The 19,952-nt window shown below is 64.2% G+C and carries 24 protein-coding genes; 10 read left to right on the top strand and 14 right to left on the bottom strand.

Annotated elements, in window-relative coordinates:
* Positions 1 to 20 precede the first annotated feature (20 nt).
* The 3 genes from ACVWYO_RS06245 to ACVWYO_RS06235 all read right to left on the bottom strand — a co-directional run bounded on the left by ACVWYO_RS06245 (position 21) and on the right by ACVWYO_RS06235 (position 2,757).
* Positions 21 to 977 (bottom strand): hypothetical protein, encoded by a 957-nt coding sequence (locus ACVWYO_RS06245; protein ID WP_457349257.1) that lies wholly within the window; start codon positions 975 to 977, stop codon positions 21 to 23.
* A 172-nt stretch (positions 978 to 1,149) separates the two neighbouring features.
* Positions 1,150 to 1,629 carry a hypothetical protein gene (locus ACVWYO_RS06240; RefSeq protein WP_457349256.1) on the bottom strand — a complete coding sequence of 160 codons (480 nt, stop codon included), beginning with the start codon at positions 1,627 to 1,629 and terminating at the stop codon, positions 1,150 to 1,152.
* Between the two features lie 66 nt (positions 1,630 to 1,695).
* Positions 1,696 to 2,757, bottom strand: coding sequence for a hypothetical protein (locus ACVWYO_RS06235; RefSeq protein ID WP_457349255.1), 1,062 nt, complete (start codon positions 2,755 to 2,757; stop codon positions 1,696 to 1,698).
* Positions 2,758 to 3,029: 272 nt separating this feature from the next.
* On the opposite strand from ACVWYO_RS06235, the gene ACVWYO_RS06230 reads away from it, so the two are divergent.
* The 4 genes from ACVWYO_RS06230 to ACVWYO_RS06215 all read left to right on the top strand — a co-directional run bounded on the left by ACVWYO_RS06230 (position 3,030) and on the right by ACVWYO_RS06215 (position 7,318).
* Positions 3,030 to 4,193, top strand: coding sequence for a metallophosphoesterase family protein (locus ACVWYO_RS06230; RefSeq protein ID WP_457349254.1), 1,164 nt, complete (start codon positions 3,030 to 3,032; stop codon positions 4,191 to 4,193).
* Entirely contained in the window at positions 4,190 to 6,301 is a 2,112-nt protein-coding gene (locus ACVWYO_RS06225) for an AAA family ATPase (RefSeq protein ID WP_457349253.1), read from the top strand. Before ACVWYO_RS06230 ends, ACVWYO_RS06225 begins: the two co-directional genes overlap by 4 nt.
* A gap of 14 nt (positions 6,302 to 6,315) precedes the next feature.
* On the top strand, positions 6,316 to 6,816 hold the full coding sequence (locus tag ACVWYO_RS06220; protein WP_457349252.1) for an ATP-binding protein: 501 nt from the start codon (positions 6,316 to 6,318) through the stop codon (positions 6,814 to 6,816).
* Between the two features lie 169 nt (positions 6,817 to 6,985).
* Positions 6,986 to 7,318 carry a DHCW motif cupin fold protein gene (locus ACVWYO_RS06215; protein WP_457349251.1) on the top strand — a complete coding sequence of 111 codons (333 nt, stop codon included), beginning with the start codon at positions 6,986 to 6,988 and terminating at the stop codon, positions 7,316 to 7,318.
* 132 nt (positions 7,319 to 7,450) lie between these two features.
* Here ACVWYO_RS06215 and ACVWYO_RS06210 read toward each other — a convergent pair whose 3' ends face one another.
* Complete coding sequence (locus tag ACVWYO_RS06210) at positions 7,451 to 8,125, bottom strand: ArsR/SmtB family transcription factor (RefSeq protein WP_457349250.1); 675 nt, start codon at positions 8,123 to 8,125, stop codon at positions 7,451 to 7,453.
* A 167-nt stretch (positions 8,126 to 8,292) separates the two neighbouring features.
* Here ACVWYO_RS06210 and ACVWYO_RS06205 point away from each other — a divergent pair, with 167 nt between their 5' ends.
* The 3 genes from ACVWYO_RS06205 to ACVWYO_RS06195 all read left to right on the top strand — a co-directional run bounded on the left by ACVWYO_RS06205 (position 8,293) and on the right by ACVWYO_RS06195 (position 10,064).
* On the top strand, positions 8,293 to 9,228 hold the full coding sequence (locus ACVWYO_RS06205) for an alpha/beta fold hydrolase (protein WP_457349249.1): 936 nt from the start codon (positions 8,293 to 8,295) through the stop codon (positions 9,226 to 9,228).
* Between the two features lie 129 nt (positions 9,229 to 9,357).
* Positions 9,358 to 9,687 carry an NIPSNAP family protein gene (locus ACVWYO_RS06200; RefSeq protein WP_457349248.1) on the top strand — a complete coding sequence of 110 codons (330 nt, stop codon included), beginning with the start codon at positions 9,358 to 9,360 and terminating at the stop codon, positions 9,685 to 9,687.
* Positions 9,684 to 10,064 carry an antibiotic biosynthesis monooxygenase family protein gene (locus ACVWYO_RS06195; RefSeq protein ID WP_457349247.1) on the top strand — a complete coding sequence of 127 codons (381 nt, stop codon included), beginning with the start codon at positions 9,684 to 9,686 and terminating at the stop codon, positions 10,062 to 10,064. The genes ACVWYO_RS06200 and ACVWYO_RS06195 overlap by 4 nt, the downstream gene beginning before the upstream one ends.
* A 2-nt stretch (positions 10,065 to 10,066) precedes the next feature.
* Here the strand turns inward: ACVWYO_RS06195 and ACVWYO_RS06190 are convergent, their stop codons facing one another.
* The 5 genes from ACVWYO_RS06190 to ACVWYO_RS06170 all read right to left on the bottom strand — a co-directional run bounded on the left by ACVWYO_RS06190 (position 10,067) and on the right by ACVWYO_RS06170 (position 13,591).
* Entirely contained in the window at positions 10,067 to 10,468 is a 402-nt protein-coding gene (locus ACVWYO_RS06190) for a hypothetical protein (protein WP_457349246.1), read from the bottom strand.
* Positions 10,465 to 10,815: a GmrSD restriction endonuclease domain-containing protein gene (locus ACVWYO_RS06185; protein ID WP_457354889.1), complete on the bottom strand. Its 351-nt coding sequence runs from the start codon at positions 10,813 to 10,815 to the stop codon at positions 10,465 to 10,467. Before ACVWYO_RS06185 ends, ACVWYO_RS06190 begins: the two co-directional genes overlap by 4 nt.
* Positions 10,816 to 11,339: 524 nt before the next feature.
* Positions 11,340 to 11,798, bottom strand: coding sequence for a hypothetical protein (locus tag ACVWYO_RS06180; protein WP_457349245.1), 459 nt, complete (start codon positions 11,796 to 11,798; stop codon positions 11,340 to 11,342).
* 340 nt (positions 11,799 to 12,138) lie between these two features.
* A complete protein-coding gene (locus ACVWYO_RS06175) occupies positions 12,139 to 13,275 on the bottom strand; it encodes a M23 family metallopeptidase (protein WP_457349244.1) in 1,137 nt (378 codons plus the stop codon).
* Positions 13,229 to 13,591 (bottom strand): hypothetical protein, encoded by a 363-nt coding sequence (locus ACVWYO_RS06170; protein ID WP_457349243.1) that lies wholly within the window; start codon positions 13,589 to 13,591, stop codon positions 13,229 to 13,231. Before ACVWYO_RS06170 ends, ACVWYO_RS06175 begins: the two co-directional genes overlap by 47 nt.
* A gap of 177 nt (positions 13,592 to 13,768) precedes the next feature.
* On the opposite strand from ACVWYO_RS06170, the gene ACVWYO_RS06165 reads away from it, so the two are divergent.
* On the top strand, positions 13,769 to 14,683 hold the full coding sequence (locus ACVWYO_RS06165; RefSeq protein WP_457349242.1) for an amidohydrolase family protein: 915 nt from the start codon (positions 13,769 to 13,771) through the stop codon (positions 14,681 to 14,683).
* Between the two features lie 111 nt (positions 14,684 to 14,794).
* On the opposite strand, the gene ACVWYO_RS06160 is transcribed toward ACVWYO_RS06165, so the two are convergent.
* Positions 14,795 to 15,286, bottom strand: coding sequence for a hemerythrin domain-containing protein (locus ACVWYO_RS06160; RefSeq protein WP_457349241.1), 492 nt, complete (start codon positions 15,284 to 15,286; stop codon positions 14,795 to 14,797).
* Between the two features lie 261 nt (positions 15,287 to 15,547).
* Positions 15,548 to 15,898: a hypothetical protein gene (locus tag ACVWYO_RS06155; RefSeq protein ID WP_457349240.1), complete on the bottom strand. Its 351-nt coding sequence runs from the start codon at positions 15,896 to 15,898 to the stop codon at positions 15,548 to 15,550.
* A 527-nt stretch (positions 15,899 to 16,425) separates the two neighbouring features.
* Here ACVWYO_RS06155 and ACVWYO_RS06150 point away from each other — a divergent pair.
* Positions 16,426 to 17,208: an isocitrate lyase/PEP mutase family protein gene (locus ACVWYO_RS06150; protein WP_457349239.1), complete on the top strand. Its 783-nt coding sequence runs from the start codon at positions 16,426 to 16,428 to the stop codon at positions 17,206 to 17,208.
* Between the two features lie 71 nt (positions 17,209 to 17,279).
* Here ACVWYO_RS06150 and ACVWYO_RS06145 read toward each other — a convergent pair whose 3' ends face one another.
* Both ACVWYO_RS06145 and ACVWYO_RS06140 read right to left on the bottom strand, forming a co-directional pair.
* Entirely contained in the window at positions 17,280 to 17,771 is a 492-nt protein-coding gene (locus tag ACVWYO_RS06145) for a DUF4262 domain-containing protein (RefSeq protein ID WP_457349238.1), read from the bottom strand.
* 262 nt (positions 17,772 to 18,033) lie between these two features.
* Positions 18,034 to 18,741: a helix-turn-helix transcriptional regulator gene (locus ACVWYO_RS06140; protein ID WP_457349237.1), complete on the bottom strand. Its 708-nt coding sequence runs from the start codon at positions 18,739 to 18,741 to the stop codon at positions 18,034 to 18,036.
* Between the two features lie 82 nt (positions 18,742 to 18,823).
* Here ACVWYO_RS06140 and ACVWYO_RS06135 point away from each other — a divergent pair, with 82 nt between their 5' ends.
* On the top strand, positions 18,824 to 19,228 hold the full coding sequence (locus tag ACVWYO_RS06135) for a GFA family protein (RefSeq protein WP_457349236.1): 405 nt from the start codon (positions 18,824 to 18,826) through the stop codon (positions 19,226 to 19,228).
* Positions 19,229 to 19,364: 136 nt separating this feature from the next.
* Here ACVWYO_RS06135 and ACVWYO_RS06130 read toward each other — a convergent pair whose 3' ends face one another.
* On the bottom strand, positions 19,365 to 19,940 hold the full coding sequence (locus ACVWYO_RS06130) for a TetR/AcrR family transcriptional regulator (RefSeq protein WP_457349235.1): 576 nt from the start codon (positions 19,938 to 19,940) through the stop codon (positions 19,365 to 19,367).
* Between the last annotated feature and the right edge of the window lie 12 nt (positions 19,941 to 19,952).

Genomic DNA, 19,952 nt, shown 5'->3' with positions numbered 1-19,952 from the left:
GACGTGGGCTTTCGCGGTATTCATGAAGCCGCCGCGTCGTGGCCAAGCAATGCGCGCTCCACCTCATCCGCCACTGCCGGCACCCGCCAGATGACGCCGGCCAACTGCTTTGCCAGTTCGACAGCGTGCTCGACCGGCATGCCTGGCTCGAGAGGCAATTCGGCCTCGACACGCAGCCTCGTGGTTCGAACCCTCGCTGTGCCGGACAGGATCTTGCCGCCGAGCTCGCGGACGAGCTTCTCGTCCACGAGGTCGGTCACGGGCCGACCCGCCGCCGCCGTCAGGATCGTCTCGGGGATTTTCCGCTCGGTGCCGATCTCGTAGACGATGCGCGATCTGTGCGCCCGCTTGATGGTCTTGATGGGACGGATCGCGAACCCTTCCCCGTTGCCGTATCCGAGCACGACAATCTGGTCGTCGTGGTAGCACCCGGAGTGCCAGGGTTCATCTTCGCGCCTTGTCACCTGATGGCCCGCGCCTATGTTCCGGACGCCTTCGAGCGGCACCGGGATCGCGCCAGCTGTCCGCCAGCTCGTCCACGGCGCGCGCGGGTCGGCGGGGTCGAGGCCGTCGTTGCTCACCGCGCGGCGGATGCGGTCGACCACTTTCTGGGGCGCGACGATGTCCGCATTGATCAGCGCGCTCCATAGGGCGTTGCCGGTAAACGCCGACCAGGGCGGGGCGAACGTTCCTAGGTTGCGCCACGCGCGCGAGATCGCCAGCTGCTGGAGCGTTCCATACGCAAGCCGCTCGATGGCAGACCTGCGGTCGACGTCCTCGGTGCGCATCTCCGGCGTCAGGAACAACGCCGTCTTGAGGGTTGGCGGATTGGTATCGAGCGCGACCGCATCGCGGACATTCCCAATCCACAGGCCCTCGTTCGCCTCCAGACCGATTACCGGTGGAAGCACCCCAAGCAGTCGCTGCTCGGCGAGCGAGAGCGCGCGGATCGGTTCTGTCGTCGACCATTGCTCCATGTTTTGCCTCTTCCTTGCGTATTGTGATGTTCCCATACGGAAACTGATTGATCGGCCGAGGCCGGGTCGTTGAGATGGCGCCTGCTGTGTCTATGAGTAGAGCGACGAGGGAGTACGGCGCCGCGGCGAGACGTGGTGGTCGCGCACGTGGCAGGGCGAACGACCGGCGCTCCTACATTATCCGTTGCTTCTCAATGTCTTCCGGCACTCTGCGCGCTGCTATGCGGAGCAGCGCCCTTGCGCGCAGCACCCCCTCGTCGCTGTCGTGAGGCCTCCCCACCAGGACGATGAGTGAGTTGCCGTCGAAGCTGAAGCAGACTTCCGGATCGTTCGTGAGGACGTAGATCGGACCGGTCTCGGTCGCCGCATACAGCTGGCAGCTGGTCCAAGAGTGCAGCTCTCCATCGCGCAGCTCCTCGACGAAGACCTCCGCGGGACCCTTCCATTCCTTGCCCGGCCTGAACCCCAGACCCAGGACGTCGAACTTCAGTTCCGGATTCGGTCTGGCGAGCCGCTTGCCGGGGAGGGCGGGACCACAGGCGAGCATGAGTCGACGCGTGTTCGTCGGAAGTGGCGTCGAGAAGACGCGCGTCATCAGGATGGCGGCCGCGAGCGCGAACTTCTGCGCGACCCTCTCATCGATTTTTCTCATTTTCACCTCGGCATTTCTGTCTGATCGACTGCGACCGGCGCTTGGACGGCAGGATTGATGCTGTGGTCAGGCTGCGCATCGCGCGACCCGACAGCAGCCCGCCGCCTCGTCAATTAGGCTCATGCCGACGGCCACCCTGACGTAGAGCCAGTCACCGTTCGTGAAGACGGAGGTGATAAGAGCATCGGCGGGGATGAAGGGCTGCTCGTAGAGATCGGCGAACCGGCGGCCCGGGAGCGAGGCGACGTCCGTTTCGGAAACCTTGTCGCGCAAGACGGTGAGCTGGTCAGCGCCGAAGTCGCAATCGTTCTTCAGTGACCGGAAATGGCCCCTGATGACGCCGTCCTCCCAGTTCAGGCAGGCGCTGACGTCGTAGCCTTCTTCACCGCCGAAGCAGAAGTCGAGGAACTCTGTATCGCGGAGCCGCGAGACGACCTCGCCGCACGTCATGCCCGACGCCTCTACGATGCGCAGCGCGATGTCGTCGATCCAGCCACAGGCACGAGACGCGGTCGCGATCGTCCAGAGCTTCTCCCGCGCCATGTGCTTGGCGACCTGCTCCGCCACCTTCTCCTCAAGGCGATCGATGTCGTGTTCGACGACGCGGTCGATGCCGACCGTCAGGTCTTCCCCGAGCATCTCAAGGTCCACCGACAGCTTGGGAAGGTCGCCGTGCGCGCTCGCGGACATGCCAAACGCGACAAGGCGCATCGGCTTCAACCATTTAGTCGCCGGTTCGATCGCGGCCTCGACCAACTCGCGTACGCACTTCGCGTATGGACCCACGCGGGTGTGTCGGTTGTAAAGTCGCGCGGCAGCGAGCACGTTCGCGGCCACCACCTTCGGTTCATGTTCACCCGAGTGCCGCGCCGGGATGTCGAAGCGGAACTCGGCATTCCCGAAGCCGGAGCGTGGCACCGCCCGGATCTGTGCGAAGTAGGTGTAGGCGTCGTCGAGGCGTGCCGGCGCGAGCGAGAACTCGCTAAACCGGGAGAGACCCTTCCTCGACTGGTTGGCGATCCTGAGTATCTCCACGATCTCCTCTTGCCGTTTCGTGGGGTCGACGCGGGGCTCCGTAAAGTTCGGTCCTGTGATCTTCGCCGCGGCGATCTGGCTCTGCATGTTCATTCCGTATTTTTCCTTCCAACGGTCAATCCGACCGCCTTCCCCCAAGCCCGTTTCTCGCCGGCGCCCCGCTTGATGGACGCCGAAAAGTAAAAGACGCCTCACTGCTTCAGGGTCCAAGGTGAGCCGAGTCACGAACGACGCTGGTGGAGATCCGAACGGCAGCGGCGTTGTTGTTGCCGGCGCGTCGAACCTGGCCGGCAAGCGATTAGAGCAAGGCCGGACGGCCTGACTCGTTTCTGGACAAAGGCGGAACGCAGGCGATCATTCTCCTCGTGCGGGAGACGCCAAATGATCGTAGGAAGGATATCGTGGCCACGTTGAGGATCATACATTCCGCCGATTGGCAGCTCGGCAAGCCATTCGGCCGCTTTCCGGTGGACGTGCGTTCGGCGCTCTCCGAGGCGCGGCTTGACGTGATTGATCGTCTCGCCGAGGTGGCCGCGTCGAGCGGCGCGCGTCATGTCGTCGTGGCGGGCGACGTGTTCGACAACGTCGATCCAGGTGATCGCGTGATGATGCAGGCGCTGTCGCGCATGCAGCGGGCGGCGGCGACCTGGTGGCTGATGCCGGGCAATCACGATCATGCCCGGGCCGATGGGCTGTGGAGCCGCGTGCGCGCCCGCGCACCGGGCAACGTGCGCGTCGTCGATGTGGCCGAGCCGGTCGAGATGGAGGAGGGGGCCTGGCTGCTGCCGGCGCCGCTCGAGCACCGGCGGACGCGGGAAGATCCGACTTCCGCTCTTGTGGACATGGCCACACCTCCGGGAGCGCTGCGCATAGGCCTTGCGCACGGCTCGATCACGGAGTTCGGCACATCCGGTGAGAGCTCGAACCTGATCCCGCCAGACCGCGCCAGGACCGCTGGCCTCGATTATCTGGCGCTCGGCGACTGGCATGGGTTCATGCGCTTTGGTGACCGCAGCGCCTATAGCGGCACGCCCGAGGTCGATCGCTTCGGCCGCGACGAGCCGGGCTCATGCGCGCTGGTCACGGTGCGCGGCGGAGACGTGCCCGAGGTCGACCGCGTGACGACGGGCCGCTACCGCTGGATTGAGCGGCGCTGGGAGGTCGACGGCATGGGGGCGCTCGATGCGCAGATTGGCGAATTACGGCGCGAGGGTGCACTTGCTGACATGCTCCTGTCGCTCGAATTGACCGGTGTCGCGTCTTTGGCGGAGAGGGTCGGCATTACGGAAGCGCTACGCGACAGGCTTGCGCACGAGGTTCGCTGGCTCGGCGTCGATGACGGATCGCTGGTCTCGCTCCCTACCGAGGAGGACGTTGCTCGCATCGATGTCCAGGGCGCGCTCGCGGGCGCCGCCACAACGCTGCGCAGGAAGGCGGACGGGATGGGACCCAACGCCGCGATCGCATCAGCTGCGCTCGAGCGGCTCTATGTCGAGGCGATGCGCGTCGACGCGGAGGGCGCGCGATGAAGCTGCGCTCGCTCCGTCTTGAGAACTTCCGCAAGTTCCGCACGCCGTTGTCGATCGATGGCTTCACGGACGGCCTCAACATCGTCGTCGAGCCCAACGAGACTGGCAAGTCGACGGTGCTAGAGGCGATGCAGGCCGCCCTCTTCACCCGCTATTCCGCCACCGGGCAGCTGGTCCAGTCATACTGCCCGTTCAACGACGACGTCTCGCCTCGCATCGAGATGTCCTTCGATCTGCCGTCCGGTTCCTGGACGCTGGAGAAGCAGTTCCTGCGTGGGCGCGTCGTGAAGCTGACAGGACCCACGGGCCGGTACGAGAGCGAGGCGGCCGAGGAGCAGCTGCAGCGCCTGCTCGGGTTCGAGCGGGGCGGAAAGGGGGCGGATCTCGACGCGCGCGGACCGCTTGGTCTTCTCTGGGTTGAGCAGACGAAGGGTCTGAGCGTGTCCGAGCCTGGACGCCTCGTACGCGATTCAGTCCGCGGAGTTCTGGAGGCGGAGGTTGGTGCGGTTACCGGCGGGCGGCGCTTCGATGCGATCCGCGCCGCCGTCGAGGCCGGCTACACGGCCCTGCGCACGGCGAAGACGGGCGCGTCCAAGGGCGATCTGTTGGCAGCCGAGACGCGCGTGGTCACGGCCGCCGCCGAGCGGGCGCGGGCGGAGGCCGCGCTGCGGTCGCACGAGCAGTCGCTGGGTGAGCTGGAGAATGCGCGGACGCGCTTGCGGCTGGTCGAGCGTGACCTCGTGGATCCCGAAGCGGTAGCGCGTCGCGTGGCGCTCGTCGCCGATCTTCAGACGGGCGAGTCGGCGCAGCTGCGGTTGACGACGGCCCAGGCGCAGCACGCGCATGCCGACGCCGTGGCGCGTGCTCTAGACGAAAGGTTGAGGCGTATCGATCTGGCATCGGTAGCGGTTGGGGAGGCAGCGGCCGCGCGTGGCGAGCGCGATGCGGCCCGCGTCGGCGCGCAAGTGGCGGTCGATCTGGCGGCTTCGGCAGAGCGGGAGGCGCGGGCCGCGTTGGATCGGGCGCGATCCGATCGAGAGGAGGCAGACCGCGTGTCGCGCGAGGCTCGCGGACGGGTCGAACAACATTCCATCGCGCGCGCGAAGAACCGTGCCCGGGAGCTGCGACGTTCGCTCTCCGAGCTCGAGCGACGGGTCGAGGAAATGGAGGCGCAGTCGGTGGGCGAGGTTGATGCTCCGGCGTTGGCGTCGCTGGCGAAGCTGGAGCGGGCGGCGATCGAGGCGCGGGCCCGGTTCGCCGCCGGCACTGTCCGCGTGGACTTTTCTACCTCGGAAGGTGTCGTCCTTCTTGTCGACGGCGTTCCTGCCGAGGATGCCTCCAGCTTGAATCTCGTCAAGGCGACCCGGCTGACACTTGGCGACGCCGGCAGCATTCTCATCGTTCCGCCCGGAGGCGCAGGTCTTTCGATCGAGGCGGCCGTGGCCGCAGCCGATGAGGCACTCGGCACTGCGTTACGCACTGTCGGTGTCGCGTCGCACGCCTCCGCTGTTACGACCAGTGAGCGGGCGGCTTCCGCCAAGCGTGAACTGGCGTCCCTTAGGAAGCAGATGTCGGCGCTCTGTCCGGGAGATCCGGTGATTGGTCTCGCCGCTGGCGCCGACGCTCTTCGATCGTATGTCGCCACGCTCGGCGAGGATGCTGGCGAGGACGAAGCGCCGAACTACGACGGGCCCGCGCTTGACCGTGCGGCGTTGGACTCGCGCACCAGGGAGGCCTCTGCGGTCGGACGGCACGACGATGCGCGGACCGCGCTGTCGAACGCCGAGCGCGACCTGGCTACGGCGGTCGCGGAACATAGCGGTGCGGTGTCAGCGGAAGCGGGTGCCGCCGAGCGTTTTGACCTTCTTCTGGGTGAGGATGACAAGGCCGCTCTTTTGGCGGCTTTTCAAGAGTCGCAGCGCGAGCGGGCGCGGCGGGCCGAGGCGCTGATCTCGCCAAGCAGGCTGCCGGGTCGTTTGAGGTCGACGCGATCCGCCGCCGTATCGACAATCTGGACCGGGCGTCTGCCCGAGCAGCGGACGAGCGGCTTGAACTTGCGCGGAAGATCGCCGGGCTCGAGGCCACCATCGAGCGGGAGGGCACGCTAGGTCCCGCCGGCCTCGTGGCCGAGGCGGTCGAGGAGGAGCTCGCCGCAACGGTGGCCCGCGACCGTCTGAAACGCGAGGCCGATACGCTGGAGGTGCTGCGTGCTGCGCTGACCGAGGCTGCCGACGAAGCCTCGCGCACGTTCCTCGCACCCGTAACCAAGCGGGCGGCGCGCTACGTGGAGCGCCTCCTTCCCGGGTGCGACCTTTCGTTCGGCGAGGGGCTGGGTCTGGCGTCGGTCTCGCGCGGAGGGCAGGACGAATCGTGCACAAACCTCAGCAAGGGCACGCAGGAGCAGCTCGCGGTCCTGACGCGGCTCGCCTTTGCCGATCTCCTGCTCGAGGATGGCGCTCCAATATCGCTGATCCTCGACGACCCGCTGGTCTACTCTGACGACGCGCGATTTGAGACGATGACCGACATATTGCTGGAGGCGTCGCATAGGATGCAGGTAATCCTCCTAACCTGCCGCTCCAAGGCGTTTCGGCATGTGGAGGCTAATCGAATCGTGCTTTAGGACGCGCTAGTGTTCGCGATGGACGACTGAGTGATTGACGCCGCGGGGCTCGCTGTTCGCGCCGGCGGTCTCGTCCGTGGGTTCGTCAAGCTACAAACGGCTCGGGCCTGCTTGGCGCCTCGAGCCATGCAGCTATCGTTCAAGCCTAAACGTTCATTGGAATACTGTCATGAATTTTCCGGACCAGGCTTTCTCGGTCATCGACTGGGCTAGCGTTGCATCGTTGGCCCGATCGGGGGAGCGCGGCCGCTCGATCTCGCAAAACACGGAGGTCGGCGATCTGCGGGTCCGGATGGTCGAGTACACCCCAGGCTACGTCGCCGATCATTGGTGCGACCGTGGGCATGTCCTGCTCGTTCTCGAGGGCGAGCTCATTTCCGAGCTGCAGGACGGCCGTCGCTTCGTCCTGACGGCCGGGATGAGTTATCAGGTCTCGGACTCCGGGGACTCGTCGCACCGCTCTAGCAGTCTCCCCGGCGCGAAGCTGTTCATCGTCGATTGAAGGTTCGTGCGTAGGTTTGGCGACCAGCGTTGCGGTGCCAAGGTGGGCTGGTCGAACGGTATCTGAAAGTCTAGGGGGAAGGTATTCCACGCTGAAAGCGGTGTTCGCTTGCGGGCCAAGGTTAGCTGCCTTTTACGCAAACAGCTTCGTGAGCGCGCGGTCGCCCGTCACCGTGACTGTCATCGCCCGGCTCCCCTCGACTCGGCAAAGCCATCCCAGCTCGACCATCCGCGATAGCAGCGCGGCGCCGGCGATGCCTGCGAGATGGGGCCTGCGCTCGCTCCAGTCGAGGCACTCGCGGCAGACCGGGCGCGTCCCGCCGGTCGCACTCAGATCGATACCGACCTGCAGAAAAGCGGCATGTCCCGAAGGGGTCAGGGTGATGCCAACTTCGGCGGCGCGAACGCCGCCGCGGGCCCGCAGCCGCTCGAACAGTTCGACCGCGATCTCGCCTGCGAGGTGATCGTAGCAGACGCGTGCACGTCTGACCGCTGGCTCATTTGGCCCCGGCCGCGTGGGCGAATGGCTGAGGTGCTGCGCGAGGCCGAGCAACTGCTCGAGGTGATGTGCCACGTCGGCGTCGGCGAGCCGGTAATACCGATGCCTGCCGCTAGTGACGACATCGACTAGCCCCCCGTCGTAAAGCTGCGCAAGGTGCGAACTCGCAGTAGGGGCGGTCACGCCTCCCTCCTTCGCCAATTCTCCGGCTGTGAGCGCTGGAACTCGTAGCAGGCCGAGGAGCATACTCGCGCGGACAGGGTCGCCGATCAGGCTGCCGATGCGCGCGAAGTCAGGTCCTTCTCTCATCGCGTCTTCCTAGCACATCAACAGTCTCGATGCTTCGAGCGGTAGCGAAGCGACGGCCGCGTTTTGCCCTGTAATTCGCCGGGCGGAGGTGACACCCTGACATGACCCGACAACATACCCACCATCGTGCAGCCGAGCGGGGCCGAGAAGGAGCGATCCGTGATCACATGCTCGCCGGTCGCGTGGCAGATGCGGCCGGGTGGGAACCCGGGCTCAGAGTCCGCGAGCAGGTTTGCGCGAGCGGCGACCGGTCTCGACCCGTTCTCTACATTCACGGGGCTACCTTTCCGTCGGACCTTTCGGTCTTTTTCCGGTTCGACGACCGTTCGTGGGCCGACAACCTCAATGAGGCGGGCTTCACGGTTTTCGGCCTCGATTTCGCGGGATACGGTGGCTCAGAGCGGTACGCCTCGATGGAGGCGGGTTCCTCGCGCTCTGGACTACCAGAGGGGCGCTCCGTTGTGGCGGATCGTCAGGTCGCGCGGACGGTGGACCTGATTCTCGCATCGACAGGCGCTAAACGCGTCTCGATCATTTCGCATTCGTGGGGAACGATCGTCGCTGGTCGCTTCGCTGCGAGGCGTCCTGAGTTGGTGGACCGGCTGGTGCTGTTTGGCGCCATCGCAGGACGTTTTGAGGGTCGCGAGCCCGTCTCCACGGCGTGGGATCTTGTGACTATCGAGCAGCAGCATGCCCGGTTCGTCAAGGACGTGCCGCCTACCCACTCGCCGGTGCTCCTGCAGCACGAGTTTGGTCGCTGGGCGCAAGCCTATCTGGAATCCGATTCCGGCGGTCCATCGCGGCATCCGCCTTCGGTGGCGATCCCGTCGGGACCCGCATGCGACATCGCCGAGACGTGGTCCGGTCGCTTCCCGTACGACATGTCCGGCATCACTGCGCCCGTGCTGCTGATGCGTGGAGAATGGGACAGCTCCTCGACCGCGCGTGACGCACGCTGGCTCCGGGAGCAGCTCGTTCGAGCTGCATCTATCCGGGACGTGGTTGTGCCCAAAGCCACTCACCTGATGCACCTCGAGGTCGGCCGGACGACTTTGTATGCCGCAACCAACGCGTTCCTCGCCGACCCGGATGGGCGCCGGTGATCTAGGCGCGAGCCAGCGAATCGCCAACCTCGTCGACCGCCGAAACGCGGTGTCATCCTTCCAGCGCGATCGAAGCATTTCCCGACAGAATCAGACTACTTTTGGACAAACGACCAAGGAAAATCGACGATGATCACCTGCCTCATTCGCTACGAGATCGACCCTTTCGGGGTCGAGGACTTCGCTGAGTATGCACGGAACTGGGGACAGGCGATCCCCCGCTGCGGCGCGGATCTGATCGGCTATTTCGCTCCGTACGAGGGTTCGGCGACGACTGCCTACGGGATCTACAACGTGGAGAGCCTGGGGGCATACGAGGCCTACAAGGCTCGGCTCCGCGACGACCCGCTCGGCCGGGAGAACTATGCCTTCGCGAAGCGTCAGCGCTTCATAACGCGCGAGGATCGCCTTTTCCTTAGGCTCGCGTCTGGTCCGCACGCACCCCTGGTGAAGGCATGATCGCGGTCATCTTCGAGGTAGAGCCTGCTGAGGGGATGGAGGCGGAGTATCTCGCGCTCGCCGCAGCTCTCGCGCAGGAGCTGGAACACATTGAGGGTTTCATCTCGGTCGAACGCTTCCGCAGCGTCGCCGACACATGCCGGTTGGTGTCGTTGTCCTTCTTTCGTGACGAGGAGGCCGTTCGCCAATGGCGGAATGCCGGCGCGCACCGCGCGACGCAGGGGAAGGGCAGGGCGGGCGTCCTCGCCGACTATCGCCTCCGCGTCGCCGAGGTAACGCGCGATTACGGCATGTACGCGCGTGCCGAGGCGCCACAGGACAGTCGGTCGGCGCACGACAGCCAGCCTAGTGTCATTCGAGCCGATGACCGGTCGTGAATTTAAGCCTTCTTTAGGGGACGCCTTTTCTGGTGGTCGTGGCGCTTTCGCGCTTGATCAAGCGTGTCCATGGAGAGCTCGCTGCTCGGCGATGCCTCCGTGATCAGGGTGTATCCAGCGTTTTGCAGCCGCGCCGGCGGGTCCGCTGTTCGACTGTAGGCGGCGGCGAGCGCTTGATGCCTCGAGCCTAGCTCGACGTCCTCCGCGATCGCGTACCGGAAGGGTGCGACCTCTGTCCCTGGCCCGGTGTGGACGATGTAGGCCCAGATTAGCCGAGCGATCAGGGAAACGTATCGGGCGTTGTCCTTATGCCGCGCCCATTGCTCCTGACGGGCGCGGATCACGCGCGGATAGTTCTGCCACAGGCTGTCGGAGGGTCGGCCGACGAACTGGAACGTCTTCACCAGATCGTACAGGTAGTCGCCAACGATCTGTCCCAGGCCATCGGCCGCATCCTCGGCCGCGAGATCGACCTGGAGGCGTCGATCTTGTCATGCAGGAGGATGTTCACCGTGATCAGCGTGCATAGGCGCTGTTGCCCGTCGATCAGTGTCATGACTGTCTCGGGCAGCTGCTGGTCCATCGGCTCCGCGACGCCGAGAAGCGCCTTGTCGTTCACTGCGATGATGGTTCCTAGGAACCGGAGCGAGTTGGGCGAGGTCGGAAGGCGGCCGAGGCCCGTCACGGTGTCTTTGAAGAGCCGAGCCACCTCCGTGGCACCCCAGCTGTAGGCCCGTTGGTATGACGGGATGAAGCACCCTGGTCGTTAGCTCCGAGGAACGCCGCGAGGCTCTGGGGTTTGGCATCGAAGATCTTGCTGATGTCGGTATTCGCCACGATTTGTTCCCCTCGGAAGTTGTCTATTGCTGGCCCGTCGCACGCTTCTTCGCGGTTGATCACTTGTTCCAAGCGCGCCGTCTTCGCACAGGTTTCGCTCGCGAAAGCGGCCACCTTGTCATGCGGATGTATGTCCGCAGTTGCCCCCTCGTCGCGCCGTTTTGACCCCCGCCTCGACCACGAAGACACGGAAGAACTCGCGGTTCTCGCTCCGATCGGCGATCAGCAGTCTGCGCGTCTTTGCTGCGACAGAGAATAGCCTTTTTGGCTGCGAGGTCATGCTGCGCGGAGGCAAGCAGGTGGAGGCTCTGGCTCTATCATGGTGCTCAGACTTCCAGACTTGATCTCAGCGCGCCAGTACTGTCGGGCCGTCAATGGCGTGAACGCCCTCTGGGTGGGGCCCGACACCCAATTCACGTCTATGGCACTTGACTGTCATCAGCGTGCGTCGACGATGTTCGCCCGGATGCGATTGGTAAGGCGTACTCTCAGGTCATCCTCGTCGGCCCAGGCAATATGGTTGAACTGCCTGGTGTCGAAATGCACGTCGTTGATCTGATCCTGGCGAACGGTCCAGACGACAGGAAGGCCGAGTCCCTGCGCGAGGCCAGCCTCGTAGTAGACTCCGCCTCGAGGAACCGCGATGCGACTTGCAACACCAGCGACGATCCCGCACGTGAAGTCGGCGATGACGAACTGTGACCGACGGATCTCCGCCACTATCTCGTCGTCGATCTTGTTCAGGTGCTCCTTGCGGTCGATACGCATGGAAGTGAAGCCGCTTTGCGTGATCGCGGGGAGTATCGCGTTCTCGTAGGCTGCCTCCATTTCCTTGCCGAACCACATGGCGACGAAGACCTGGTTCGTCGGAAGGCTGCCACGGCGCAGCTCGTCCATCCGCGCATAGCCCTGTGCGGTTATACGGTAGGCGTTGCCGTCTCCCTTAAGGAAACCCGCTCCCTCCAGCAGGTGTCGGAATCCCGACAGCTCGGTATCGTTCTCAGCTCCCAGCCAAGCTAACGCGCCTTGCCGGGCATGTTGCGTTACCGTGCTCTGCAGGTGCGAACCAAGCCATGGCAGTGGGGTTCCGGGCCGTATGTTCAACCGCGCGAGGTAGGCAAGGAACCTAGGCAGCTTGCCGGCCGCGCCCTACTCGACGTCGACGCTATCAACGGGCTGTCGGGAGACGTCTACCACCGTTGGTTGGATGGAATTGCGACGATGTCTGCCGTCGATCCTAGCCTCGCATGCGGTCACCTGCGCGAGGACGTGTCGGTCTCGGCGCCCAGACGATCTCGCCGGTGGCGATCGCATCCTTGGCGACTGGTATCGTCGCCGAGCCCCTAAGTCTCACGAAGTTGCTGAATTGCACCGGCAACCCCTCTGCGACGAAGTTGGGGCTGTCCTGCAGTTGAAAGTGCGTGTGGATCGTGAGCACTGCACCTGAGAAGCCAACACGGCCCACCATCATCCCGCGTCGCACGAGCTGACCGGGTCTGACCTTGATGCTGCCTTTTCGCATGTGCGCCAGCACGCTGAAGACGTTGTTCCCGTGGTCGATCACGACCGAGTTGCCGAACTCGTTCCAGGGATCGGCGTCGATCGCGGCTTTTGGGTAGGCCGGGTTTCCGACATCCTGATCGGGCTGGGCCGATTCCACCCTCACTACGGTGCCGTTGCCCGCAGCGAGGACCGGCTGGTTCCAGCCATACCAGTCCGTGTTGCGCGTTCCGGTCCCACTGAACATGGAACCGGCTGCGTCGACCATTGAGAGATCATAGGCGTAGCGCGACGAGTTCTCGGTCCGACCCGTGCTGATGGCATCGGCGTCCGTGAGCGATCGGCGCCGGTGGTGGCTGAAGAAGTCGTGTGTATCCCAGGCGAGCAGGCGTCCGCTCAGGGGGAGCGCGAAAGTTGTGGTCGTGGCGAAGGACCGCGGGCGCACGTTGATTGAGCAGGTGACATCCCCGCCGCTGCTGTCGACCGACCGGAAGGTGAATGCGAATCGCAGGTTTGCCGGTGGTATGCCCGTTCCAAGGTCGAAGAACGGATTGAACAGCGTGGCGGACTGCCCCTGTCGCAGAGGGTCGGTCCTCACGGTCGATATTCCCGGAAGCGAACCATTATGGTCGACCTGCTTGACGAGCACCGGTTTGCCGCTCGCATCGCTAGCGACAAGGTCGATCTCACGCAGGTCAAGTGATGACGCGCCGCGGTTGACCGCAAGAAAGTCGAAGTTAAGCAGCGAACGGAGTCCGAGCCTCTCGACATAGGGTGACTTGGGTTGGACCCTAAATATCAGAGAGGACGTGCAGGGTGCCGGGGTGCTAGCCGAAATCGCAGGGGCCGGCGCCATTAACAGCAGCGCGGCCACCGGTGCGATCAAACGAGAAGGCCAGGGCGGTGGCGGCGCAGATATCGACCGCTGGTTTCTGTTCATTTCTCTCGTCCTTCGTCGGCTCTTGCTTCGATTGCGCCACGGTATAAGTGCGGGAAAGACTCGTCGGGGTCGCCAGCAACCATGCAAATCCCGGCATCGGTGGCTGTAACGTTCCGCTCGCCGCGCCGATCACACGCGGGATTTGCAGAGTAGCATGATCGACGCCATCGCCGCCGCCGTTGGCCGCCGCGACAGCGCGCCAGTATCGCCCGCCGATACGAAAAGGCTGCCTCTGATACGGTGTTGGCAACTGATGAGGCGACCGCGAAGAATCCGCTAGTGGTTAGCGACGTTTTGCACCTCCTCGGTGCACTATCTCTCCACTCTCTCATCCCTAAGTCATGACGGTTTAAGTCCCAAGACAGCCGAAATCGAGAGACGTTCGTGTGATCTGGGATGTCATTGAAGAAGTTCTCATTCAATCCTTATGAAGGCGACGTACTTCGATGGCCGGCGGTCGCGCGCAGGTGAAATCTCGGTCACTGACCGACCGACGCCGCGAATTGGCTTTGAGAAGGGTCCGCAGCTCATGGAGATTATCGACGCCTGGGGGCAGCATCCGACGCTTCGGCACAGTCAGGATCCAATGTTCCACTCGATCTGGAGATGGACCGGTGTCCCTGTCCGAACGGAGCAGATGAGCCTCTCCGAGACCCTGGAGGCCATGGACGCGGGCGGCGTTGGCCGCATGATGGCCTCGGCTTGGTATGCCCCACGCAACGTGATGATCTCGAACGACGAGGTTGCCGGCTTCGTTGAGGGTGCTTCCGGGCAGCTGGTCGGAGTGGGTTCGGTCGACATCTCACGCCCCATGGAAGCGGTTCGGGAGGTGCGTCGGTGCATCGGCGAGTTGGGGTTCAGGGCGATCCGCATCCTGCCGTGGCTTTGGGAGGTCCCGCCGACCGACAGGCGCTTCTATCCGGTCTATGCGGCGCTGTGCGACGCCGGCGTGCCGTTCTGCACGCAGATCGGACATACCGGTCCACTGATGTCCTCCGAGGTCGGGAGACCGATCTACCTCGACCGGGTCGCACTCGACTTCCCTGAGCTTGTGATTGTCGCTGGCCACATCGGCTGGCCCTGGACCGAGGAGGCGATCGCCCTCGCGACGAAGCATGAGAATGTCTACATCGACACGTCGGCCTACACCGTCCGGCGCTATCCTGCTGAACTCGTTAAGTATATGAGGGGACACGGGAGTACGAAGGTGCTGTTCGGAACCAACTGGCCCATGATCTCACATCAGCACGCTCTTTCCGGTCTGACGGAGCTTGGGATGGGTGCAGCCGCCGCCGAGGCGATTCTCGGAGGGAACGCAAGACGCGTATTCGGTCTTTCCTAGCGGGGTTGCCAGACATTCCCGGCTTGCCCGCTATCGGTGATGCCCGCGCGAGGGGCGCGGTCGGTGCGCGGCATTGTTCAGTCATGTCAAACGCGAGGTGCTTGCCGGGAGTCATTCGCCCGACCGACGTTTATGGATGCTCGCGTGGATGTCCCAGGCGTTGGCCGCCCAGTTTCGTGCCGGAGGGGGTGAGGCTTCGGTGCGTAGCGTCGCCAACAGTGGGTAGAGCTCCCGTTCCTCGCGTTTGAGCCGATCCTTTTGCCAGGCTAGGATTTCATCGAGGGCTCCGCCAAACCCGGTCGGATCTCGTTCGATCGCCGTCCCGGTCCACCGTTCCATGTGGTTGCGATACCATTCGTAGAACTTTTCGAGGTCCTTCCGAAACCGGGCGGCGAGCTTTGCTGCGGCTGAGCTGCCTCGGGTCTCGAGCGGTACGAGCACGAGACGCTCGTCGGCCGCGAAGTGTTGCATGGAGAGCCGCGACAACTGCCAGCGGGCCGTTTCCATCCTTACGGGATCGGGAGTCAGGGACGTGAGGCATGCCCGGACCTCGTCCCCTAGCGATCGCATCCTCTCGTGGTCCGAGAGCAGCTTATCGAGCATCCCGGTCTCTTCAAAGCGCTGACATGCATCTGGAGCGGTTTCGAAACGATGAATTGTCATGGCTGGCGAAGTCCCCAGTGAGCGCTATTGCCCGGGCGGCCGGCTGCACGGCTGTAAGTGGATAAGCATCCTTGATCTCCAGCGCCATCGGACGACTCGCACGCGCGCGAAGGTCATTGGCAGTCCACGTGCAGGCTTCCACCGGGACCGGATCAAGCAACCGTTCATTGATGCGGCCTGTGCGTGTCATGCTCCCGACCATCAGCGCGCGGCAGTAGCGTAGCGCGGCATCTCAAGTCCGATCACCGGGCGGGTGGCGCCATGCTCATCCGGATCGACGCGGAGGCGGAGCGCGTTCGTCCCCTCTCTCTCGAAGGGATCGCATGCGCCCATTTTCATGAACTTCCCGCGGATGTGTCCGAGCACCAGTGACCTGGTCGCGCGGTTCGCCCCGATTTGCTGGATGACGTCATCGATCTCCTGATGGGTGACCCGCCCACGGATGCAGATGTGCGAGTAGACCTGTGCTTCGGTCGGCGAGAGCGGAACGGGTTGCCCGTTCCAAGTGACCACGACGGGATCCTGCGCAACGACAACGGCGCCGCGCTTCACGACCCGCTCAGTTCCGCCGCGGATGTTCGATCCACAGTTAGGGCAGCAGCCAACGTGCTGGACGGGGGTAGGACCCGTCCGATCCTGCAACATTCGTTGAGCGTCTCCGCACATGGTCCGTTGGCTAACGGCTAGCCGACCGTGAAGCTGAAAGGATGCAACCGATGCACGAAATGCGCGGGAGAGGGTGCCAACGAACGCAGCTGCCACGAACGCGCGCCGTCTCCCGTAACACATTGGCGGATGGCCGGCCTGATCCCACTCCGTTTTATGCCGGTCAGCCCGTGGGCGAGAGCTGCAAGTTGATCGCGAGCCGGTGGATCCGTCGCGGTAGGCTCGATCCCGGGGATGAGGCCACTTGGTGACGCGAAGCACTTCCGCGCGTGCGACTTCATGCACTTGCGTGAAGGCCGGGCAACGATCCGGAGCTTCTTCCAGCGACCGCTAAGGCGATACCAACGACCCAGGCTTCGCTGTCAGCCGCTGCGCGAATGCCTTATCCCTTGGTCTTGGATCTGGAGGCACTCATGGCTGATGATAAACAAGCAAGCGGCGGCGTTTCGGCGATAGCCTTCAGGAGGAAGGCTTTCCGCGAGCTACACGGGTCTGGCTTCTTCATCATCCCGAATGCGTGGGATGCGGGCAGTGCCATGCGACTCGCCAACCTCGGCTTCAGGGCACTGGCCTCGACGAGCGCTGGCGCCGCCTGGGCGGCGGGAAAGGCCGACGGTGAGCTGAGCCGTGACGAGGTGCTGGCGCATCTGCGTATGCTGGTCGCAGCGACCGACCTGCCGGTGAACGCCGATTTCGAGAACGGCTTCGCGGACGCTCCGGACGAAGTTGCCGCGAACGTCGCGATGGCCGTGGACACCGGCGTTGCGGGCATCTCCATCGAAGACTGGTCGGGTAGCGCCATGTACGAACGGTCTCTGGCAGTAGATCGGATCGCCGCCGCCCGGAGTGCGATCGACGCCATCGATCCTGAGGTCATGCTAGTCGGCCGTAACGAGAACTTCCGCGTTCCCGGCATGAGCGCCGCGGACAGCATCGCTCGCGCGGTTGCCTATGCGGAGGCCGGCGCTGACTGCCTGTTTGTGCCGTTCATCCTTGACCACGGCGTGATCGCCGAACTCGTGGCGGCCGTTGCGCCTAAAGCGGTCAATGTCGTCATCAAGGAGTTCGACGAGGGGGTTCGGCAGCTGGCGGCATTGGGGGTGCATCGGTGCAGTGTGGGTGGCGGCCTCGCGAGCACGGCCTGGAAGGCGTTCGACGTGGCTGCCGAGGCGTTGCGGCGCTGCGAGCCGATTTGAAGGCTGAAGGCCTTCCTTGAAGCGACCATTGTTGTCTGCAACACGAGTTTGCGAAGTGGTTGTGTCCACCCTCACTGCGCGAGCTCGGCCATCCATCCCCTGTCGCTGAGGTCCAGCTGCAGCCCGTTGAATGCCGGGTCAAACCCGGCCTCCCATGGGAACAGGCCCGTTCGATCAGCCCAGACGATCTGGAGGCACGGGAAGTCGTCGCCTGCGTGGAACCAGCGGCTCCAGCCTAGGTGCGTCGGATAGTGCCGCTTCGCGACCTCGAAGAGGTAGGCTGCGCCGTTCCCGAAAATCTCGTCGGTTCTGACGCCCCGAGGCGGCAACTGCCCAGCCTTCGCGAGCTCATACAGGTCCCAGAACACCTGATGCGCGATCGTGTCCTTCATGCTGAAGATCATGAGTTCTGGTTGGCCCGTGCTGACGTAGAAGCCGGTCGTGAACGAAAAGCCCAGCTGACCGTCGTCCGCCATCACTCCTGTGCGGAACCAGCCATGCTCCCTGATCTTGGCGACGAAGGCCTGTTCCGGGCCATCCAATGCCTCCACCGGTGCGTCCAAGGCTGTTCTCATCCACAATTCCCCTCTCGCTCACGTCCATTCCCACTTCTTCTAGCCGAAACCGGCCGCCCTTCGAATATTGGCTACACTGTGGAATGCCGTCTGGGTCAGACACATTGATTTCGGAAACTGCTGTCCACATGGTCCACAGATGTCGGAACGTCGGATTTGATCGTTGCTCCTCCGTCGCAACGGCCAGCAGAGGCTCGGCGATGAGACCCGTGGCTTGCATCCAAATCGACTGCCTCAAGGCAGCAACGCCTCATATGGCCTCCTCTGAGCAGGGCACAGGCGTCTGAATTGCGGCAAGCCACTTAGCCTGGAGCACGGCCGGCCTGATCGGGCATGGTTCGTCGAGGATCGCTGCGCTCGATATGCGGTCCAGTCGAAAATTCCTGAACGCGGCCCGAAGTTCGCACCATGCGATCAGCGCGCGGGTGTCTTCGCGGTAGGCTATCAGCACGGGCCAGACGACGCGCACGGATGTTGTGTCCTTTGCGTCCTGATAGGTCAGGTCGAGCTTGCGGCCGTTGCGGATGGCACGGCGAAGAGTAGCGGCGTCCACGGCGTCGCTGGGGATTTGCCAGCCAGGCGGTGTACGCGCGGCGGGACTGCTCAGCTGCTGCCGCATCCCGGCGGGCATCACGGCCGCGATCTTCGCGATCAGATCACGCGCCGCGATGGCCAGGGAGGGATCGCCGTGGCCCGAGACCCACTGGGCGCCCAGCATCGCGGCCTCCACCTCGTCGACGCTCAACATGAGCGGTGGAAGATCGAAGCCAGGCTCCAGAACGTAACCAAGGCCGGCCTCGCCGCGGATCGGGACCTGCTGTCCGACGAGCGCTGCGATGTCTCTATAGACGCACCTCTGCGAGACCTCGAGTTCCGCGGCAAGCGAGTCCGCGGTCACGACGCCACCCCTGCGGCGCATGATCTGAACGATCTGGAAGAGGCGTTCGGCGCGTCGCATTATGGCATCAGCCCTTCCGCTGCTGACACGACGCTGTCAGCAGCCGACGCGTATACGTCGTCGGCAGAAGCTGGAGACGAAGATGATCAGGACATATCAGGGAAGCTGCCACTGCGGGGTGATCGGCTTCGCCGTCGATCTCGATCTCGGCGCCGGAACGGGCAAGTGCAACTGCTCGATCTGCACGAAGCGACGCGCATGGGGAATTCATGTCAAACCCGATGCATTCCGACTCTTGCGTGGGCAGGAGGCGCTTTCCGATTACCAGTTCGGCACGATGTCGAACCATCACCGGTTCTGCAGCCGCTGCGGATGTGCACCGTTCGGAACTGGCCACATCGAACAGATGGGCGGTGATTTCGTAAGCATAGCAGTCGCCTGCCTGGACGACGTCACGCCGGACGAACTGGCGGCGGCGCCGGTCAGATTTTCCAACGGCCGTGAGAACAGCTGGTGGTCCGAACCTGTCGTGACAACCTATCTCTAGCCGGGTGTGCGGGCCCCTTGGTGACCGCCAACGCAACGCGCGCACTGATGTGGGCTGGAGAGCTCTCTGCGGAAGCGCCGGCGACGGCAGGTACTGCGAAATGTCCGCCGCGGTGGACGGGAGCAAGCTCTTCACGTCAGCCACCGAAGGGCTGTGTAAGGTAGCGCTGAATGGTGGGGCCGAGCGTCAGCGCGATCGACGCTGCATCGAGTGCTACCATGTCTGGCAACCGAAGGACGTAGCGCCCGAGCGCCAAGCCCAGCATCTGCGAAGCGACGAGCGCCGCTCGCGGTCCGGCTTCGGCGGGCCCCGTCACGGAGGAGATCGCGGCCTTCAGCTGGTCCTGGAAGATGGCGAGGAGCCGTTCGCGCGCGGCCGGATGGCTGATGCCCGCGCGCAGCAGCGCCGGGAGATCGCCGCTAGCACCGTCGGCATCCCAGCGGTCGAGGAAGTGGGAGACCAGCTTCGTTCCGACCTCCCCCTTCGACGCCTTCGTCATGTCGGGTAGCCTGAGGTCGAACGTGACGGCCGATGCGAACAGGTTTTCCTTACTGCCGAAGTAGCGGATCACGAGCGCTGGGTTGATGCCGGCGTTGGACGCCACGAGCCTGATCGTCGCGCGCTCGTAGCCCTCCATCGAGAACACGGTGCGGGCCGCCGCTAGAATGCGGTCGCGGGTGCCTTGTGATCGGGGAGGAGCGGGTTGTTGCACGCGGTTTCCTGA

Source organism: Sphingomonas sp. UYP23 (assembly GCF_054059235.1).
The sequence above is the reverse complement of the archived record's forward strand: the minus strand, read 5'-3'. Positions and strand labels throughout refer to the sequence as shown.